Genomic DNA, 3398 nt, shown 5'->3' with positions numbered 1-3398 from the left:
GCTGACCTTGGGGAGCGGCGCTTACGCGCCGCCCTCGTGCTTCATCACCGGGATGCCCAGCTTGCGGGCCTTGTCGGCGAGGTTCTCCTGGATCCCGGTGCCTGGGAAGACCAGAACGCCAATAGGCAGCACGTCGAGCATCGCATCGTTGCGCTTGAAGGGGGCGGAGCGGCCGTGCTTGCCCCAGTCGGGGCGAAAGGCCACTTGCGCCACCTTGCGGTGGTCGGCCCAGCGAGAGGCGATCAGCTCTGCCCCCTTGGGCGAGCCGCCATGCAGCAGCACCATGGCTGGGTGCCGGGCATGGACCTGATCCAGCCGCGCCCAGATCAGCCGGTGGTCGTTGAAATCGGTCCCGCCAGTGACGGCCACTTTAGGCCCCTCGGGCAGCAGCCGCGCGGCCTCGGCCCGGCGACGAGCGGCCAGGAAATCCCGGCTGTCGATCATCGCCGCGGTCAGGTTGCGATGGCTGGCGCGCGAGCCGGTGCGCGGGTGCCAGGGCTTGCCGAGATGATGCTCGAACCCCTCGGCGGCGAGGTCGCGGAAGAGTTCCAGCGCGGTCTGCTGCTCGATCAGGCTCTGCCCCTCGGCCACCAGCCGCTCGAGCTCGACGGACTTCACCTCGGAGCCGTCCTGTTCCCGCTGCAACCGGCGCTGCGCCTGTTCGTTGTCGTCGAGCACCCGCTCCGTGCGGGCCAGCGCGCGGTGAAAGAGGTTGACAGCGCCCCAAAGGAGCTCGTCCAGTTCGGGCTCGAGTCGCGTGTCACCCAGCGTGGCGACCAGGGCATCAAGGATGTCGGTGACGGCGCCGGCGATCCGGTCGGCCTCGGGCAGCGGGCGGGGGTCGGGTTCATCCTCGAACGGGCGCCAGCCGTAAAGCTGGAGTTCGGTCAGCGCGCGATGCGTCTGCGAGGCGGTCTGCGCCTCGCCATGGAAATCGGGATCGGGGGTCATCTCGGGGCTCCTTCCTGGGGGTCCGGCCTGCGCCTCTCGCGGGCCTTCGTGGCAGGAGGACAGCCCACGGGCGGGGCGGCCGGGCAGCCCGAGCCCTTCGCGAGGGCCTTGATGGCCAAGCCCGGCTATTTTGTTTCGCGCTGCAAAGCGCCCCATTGGGGGCGCGGCGGAAAATAGCCGGGCGCCGCCATTGCCGGGCCGCGCCGCTTGTGGGCCACCTGCCCTCTGAGAAGGCCGCAGGCGCAGGGCCTCTCCGCCGGGAGGGGCCGCGAGACACTGGGAAACCCGATCAGGGCGAGGCCGCACCGCCTGACGTGACGTGCGCGCTGTGCCGATCCAGCAACCGCGCTGCGTCTTCGGGATGAAGCTGCAACCGCAGCCGCGCGCGCAGGGCATCGACGCTATAGCGCCGCAGATCATCGTTGAAGTCGCCCAGCCGCGGGGTGAGGGACAGCGCCTCGATCCCGGCCGAGGCCGCCCGGTCCCGCAACCGCTCCCGCGCGCCTTCGCCCGCCGGGTCACGGTCGCGCAGCACATAAAGCCGCCGCAGCCCCGCCGGGAACTGGATTGCCGAGAGATGCCCCGCCGAGAGCGCGGCAAGGACGGGCATCCGGGGCAGCGCCATGCGCAGCGACAGAACGGTCTCGATCCCTTCGCCCGCCGCGAGCACATCCCGGGCCTGCCCGAAGCGCACCCCATGGCCCAGAAGCGCGCCCATCGCCCGGCGCGGCGTGTCGAGATCGGCCTTGCCCGCCCCGTCGGGTGCAAGCCAGGTGCGATGCACCCCGGTCAGCTGGCCGTCGAGATCGGTGATCGCCGCGACCATCGCCGGAAGCCGCCGGGTCGGCCCGCTGCCCGTGGGCCGATGATAGCAAGCCGGGTGGAAGCGCAGCGCGGGCAGATCGTCGGTTGGGGCGATCCCGCGCGCGCGCAGATAGGCCGCGACAGGCTTGCCCGGGATCGCCGTGCCCATGGCAAAGAGCCGCCGCGCGGCCTCGGTCGATCCGGGGTTGGTCGGGAGCCGGGACGTGTCCGGCCGCGCTACGGGTTCCGGCTGCGGCAGGCTCAGGAACCGGCGCGCTTCTTCGGCAACGTCCTTGAAGTCGGTCAGACCAAGGCTCTCGCGGATGATATCGAGCAGGTCGCCATGCTCGCCGCTTTGCGCATCCGTCCATTTGCCCGCAGCCCCCTTGCCGCGTTCCGGCCCGGTCAGCCGCACGAAGAGCGACCGGCCCGGCGTGCCGCGGGCGTCGCCGATCAGCCAGTAGCGGCCGGATTTCTTGCCCTCGGGCAGGTAATGGCGGCACACCGCCTCGGCGCAGTCAGCAAGGCGGGATGACAGCTCGGATGCATCGGCTCTGGTCATGGCAGAACCTCCCGCGCGGAACGATGCGCCTGCGGGGGCCGGGCGGTACAGTTTCTGGACATGGGATCACCCCGATATCGTGCAAGGGCCTGCGGGATACGGCGGGCTGCGGTCAGCCGAAGCGCCGCCCCTCGGCGGTGAAGCTGTGGTCATTGGCGCGGATCACCTCGTCGATTGCCGCGTCCGAGGTCAGGTAATCGTATTCCTTCTGCAACTGACGATAGAGCCAGTCGGCCAGATCTCGCAGCGCGTCGGCCACCACCTCCTCGGCATCGTAGGTCAACGCCTGCCCGGTCGGGCTGTCGCGGGTGACCTCGATCACCATGGATCGCGCGTGGCAGTAATGCCCGCGCAGGCTGGTCTCGGCGCGCAACTGGAAGAAGTTGCGCCGCTGCACCTGCTGCAGCGCCTCGGCGATGCGGTGCAGCTCGACGTCCTGCGGGGCATGGGCGCGGATGCGCGGCACTGCGCGCGGGGCGTAGCTGTACCAAGCTTCATAGGCCGCCCCGCCGCCCTGGCTCCAGAACCCGCGAAACCAGATGCAGGGCGCCTGCCGCGTGCCGCCACCATAGAGCCGGACCGACGTGGTCTTGAACCGCAGCCCGATCATGTCCGCGATCTGCTGGAAATCGTCATAGACGGCATCGTACCAGTCATGGTCGAAGCCGATCTCGCGATACCAGGCGCGCGCCCTGTCCTGCGCAAGCGCCTCCAGCTCGTCGAGGCGGTAGACGAGGGTCTCAATGATCCGGGGCATCGGCCGACCCTCCGGTCAGGTGGTCGGCCAGCCACCGGTCGGTGCTGGTCCAGGCCAGGGTCTCGCCGGTGGCGAGGTCCAGCAGATGCGCGCCACCCCCGAAGGCCCCGACCCGGGGTTTTGAGCAGGTCAGCGCGAACTGGAACCCCCAGGGGCCCGTCAGCCCGAAGGCCGCTGTGCATGCCCGGACGAATTCCACTACCGCCTGCGGATCGCCGGTCCCTGCGTCATGCATCCAGAGCATGCTACCGCCATGCTCGGGCACGATCGCAAGCGCGAAACCCTCCGAGGGCGGGTCCTCGGCGGCGGCATCCGCCATCATGG

The 3398-nt window shown here is 70.2% G+C and carries 4 protein-coding genes; all 4 read right to left on the bottom strand.

Annotated elements, in window-relative coordinates; translation table 11 throughout:
- Positions 1 to 21: 21 nt before the first annotated feature.
- Positions 22 to 951: a DUF2493 domain-containing protein gene (locus tag ENN83_RS05925; RefSeq protein ID WP_287185170.1), complete on the bottom strand. Its 930-nt coding sequence runs from the start codon at positions 949 to 951 to the stop codon at positions 22 to 24.
- Positions 952 to 1240: 289 nt separating this feature from the next.
- Positions 1241 to 2317 (bottom strand): DUF7146 domain-containing protein, encoded by a 1077-nt coding sequence (locus ENN83_RS05920; protein WP_287185167.1) that lies wholly within the window; start codon positions 2315 to 2317, stop codon positions 1241 to 1243.
- A 112-nt stretch (positions 2318 to 2429) separates the two neighbouring features.
- Positions 2430 to 3074, bottom strand: coding sequence for an antitoxin of toxin-antitoxin stability system (locus ENN83_RS05915; protein WP_287185164.1), 645 nt, complete (start codon positions 3072 to 3074; stop codon positions 2430 to 2432).
- The coding region (locus tag ENN83_RS05910) for a hypothetical protein (protein ID WP_287185162.1) at positions 3058 to 3398 on the bottom strand (341 nt) is incomplete at its 5' end. The genes ENN83_RS05910 and ENN83_RS05915, both read right to left, overlap by 17 nt.

The organism is Rhodovulum sp., assembly GCF_011048875.1.
In the GTDB taxonomy this organism is placed as follows: Bacteria; Pseudomonadota; Alphaproteobacteria; order Rhodobacterales; family Rhodobacteraceae; genus Rhodovulum; species Rhodovulum tesquicola.
This window is presented reverse-complemented; position numbering and strand designations above follow the sequence as displayed.